4 protein-coding genes and 1 pseudogene are annotated in these 1,832 nt (G+C 72.7%); 1 reads left to right on the top strand and 4 read right to left on the bottom strand.

Annotation, left to right across the window (positions count from 1 at the left end; genetic code table 11):
• Window positions 1-179, top strand: a pseudogene (locus AC1D15_RS29950) (SGNH/GDSL hydrolase family protein); the annotation flags it as partial.
• On the opposite strand, the gene AC1D15_RS29955 reads toward AC1D15_RS29950, so the two are convergent.
• The 4 genes from AC1D15_RS29955 to AC1D15_RS29970 form a co-directional block, all read right to left on the bottom strand.
• Window positions 180-398: a zf-HC2 domain-containing protein gene (locus AC1D15_RS29955; RefSeq protein WP_477828885.1), complete on the bottom strand. Its 219-nt coding sequence runs from the start codon at window positions 396-398 to the stop codon at window positions 180-182.
• Entirely contained in the window at window positions 395-952 is a 558-nt protein-coding gene (locus tag AC1D15_RS29960; RefSeq protein ID WP_477828886.1) for a sigma-70 family RNA polymerase sigma factor, read from the bottom strand. The genes AC1D15_RS29955 and AC1D15_RS29960 overlap by 4 nt, the downstream gene beginning before the upstream one ends.
• A gap of 106 nt (window positions 953-1,058) precedes the next feature.
• On the bottom strand, window positions 1,059-1,454 hold the full coding sequence (rbsD, locus tag AC1D15_RS29965) for a D-ribose pyranase (protein WP_465113033.1): 396 nt from the start codon (window positions 1,452-1,454) through the stop codon (window positions 1,059-1,061).
• Window positions 1,451-1,832: PfkB family carbohydrate kinase (locus AC1D15_RS29970; protein ID WP_477828887.1), on the bottom strand; the 382-nt coding region annotated here is incomplete at its 5' end. The genes AC1D15_RS29970 and rbsD, both read right to left, overlap by 4 nt.

Genomic DNA, 1,832 nt, shown 5'->3' on the forward strand with positions numbered 1-1,832 from the left:
ATGCGTGGATCCGCGCCAGCGGTGAGTTCGACGCGGTGCTCGATTTCGACGCGCTGCTGCGCGACCCGGCCCAGCCGTCGCGCCTGCAGCCGGCCTTCGACTCCGGCGACCACCTGCACCCGGGCGACGCCGGGCACCGCGCGATGGCCGAGGCGGTGCCGCTGCCGGCCACGCGCTGATCAGTCCCCGCTGCCCAGCTCGCGCGCGCTCCTGCGCAGCAACTCGAGCTGCCCCTGCACGTTGCGGCACATGCGGCAGATCGGCAGGTGCGCCGCCAGCCGGCGCGCGTCGTCGGGCGGCAGCGGGCCGTCCTGCGCGGCGCTCAGCAGGTGCGAGGCGGCACGGCAGTCGATGTCGTCGTCCGGCGTGCTCGCGGGCGGTGGGGTCGTCGTCGTCATGCCGCATCCTTGAACCAGCGCAGCTGCAGGCACTCGCGCAGCTGCATGCGCGCGCGGTACAGCATCACGCTGCAGTTGTTGGCGGTGATCTGCAGCTCGCCGCAGATGCCGTCGATCTCCAGCTCCAGCCACTCGCGCATCATGAAGATGCGGGCCAGCTTCGGCGGCAGGTTGTCGATGCACAGCTGCAGCGTGTCGAAGAACTGCGCCTGCTCCAGCGCCCGCTCCGGGTGCTGCCAGGCCGGTGGCGCGTCGCGCCAGTGGCCGTCGGCCGCGAACAGCGCATCGAGCGCGTCGTCGACGCTCTGCTCGGCCAACGGCTCTACGTGGATCTCGCGGCCGCGCCGGCGCAGCACATCGATGATCWTGAACTTCAGGATGCCGGTCGCGTAGGTCTTCAGCGTGCTGCGGCCTTCGAAGCGCTCCGGCGCCTCGAGGATCGCCAGCAGCGTCTCCGACACCACGTCCTCGGCGAGGCTGTCGTGGCGCAGCTGGAGTTGCGCAAACCGCAGCAGCGGCTGGTGCAGGCTCGACAGTTCGGCGGCAAGGTCCATGGGCCGCGACTGTAGCGTGCCTGCAAAGCCGCTCATCGAAGTACCTCCGCGCCCGCGCGTGCCTGGCTTCGCGGCGGCTGGCGCGTTCAGTGCTTCGAAGCAACGCTCAAAACACGACGCCGGCGTACAGCAGCAGGTTCGCGTACGGCGTGAACTCGCCRCTGCGCACGATCGCGCGCGCCGAGGCGCTGCGCCGTTTCAGCTCGTCGTGCGACACCCGCTCGACCGGCACGCCCTGCAGGCGCTCGCCGGCCTGCGCGACGAACGCGGGGCTGCGCTGCAGCGCCTCGTCGGCCAGCGCGGCGCGCTCCACCTGCATCTCGCTGAGCAGCACCTGCAGCACCTGGTCGAACGACGGCACGCCGCGCGTCAGCGCCAGGTCGATGCACGGCGTGCCCGCCGGCACCGGCAACCCGGCATCGGCGATCACGACCAGGTCGCCATGGCCCAGCCGCGCGACCAGCAGCGACAAGTCCCGGTGCAGCAGCGGCGTCTTCTTCACGACGCCTCGACCGCCGGTTGCAGGTCGCGCGCGAACGGCATCGCGTCGATCGTGCCGGGCCGCGCGACGCTGAACGCCGCGGCCCGCTGCGCATGCGCGATCGCGGCGTGCAAGGCCACGCCGGCACAGCGCGCGGCGGCGAACGCGCCGATGAAGGTGTCACCGGCACCGGTGGTGTCGACCGCCTGCGTGCGCGGCGCCGGCGCGTGCACGTTGCCGCGCTCGTCGGCGCACTGCACGCCGTCGGCGCCCAGCGTGACGATCACCGTCGCCGGCCCGCGCTCGCGCAGCCGCGCCGCTGCATCGGCCGGTGCCAGCGCCKCGCCGAGCAGCACCGCCGCCTCGCTCTCGTTCGGCACCAGGATGTCGACCTGCTGC

This window comes from Rhizobacter sp. P2_H2, assembly GCF_056403375.1.

Excerpts from the sequence above, each read along its gene's own strand:
- AC1D15_RS29955 (WP_477828885.1), bottom strand. The coding sequence starts at position 398 with ATGACGACGACGACCCCACCGCCCGCGAGCACGCCGGACGACGACATC.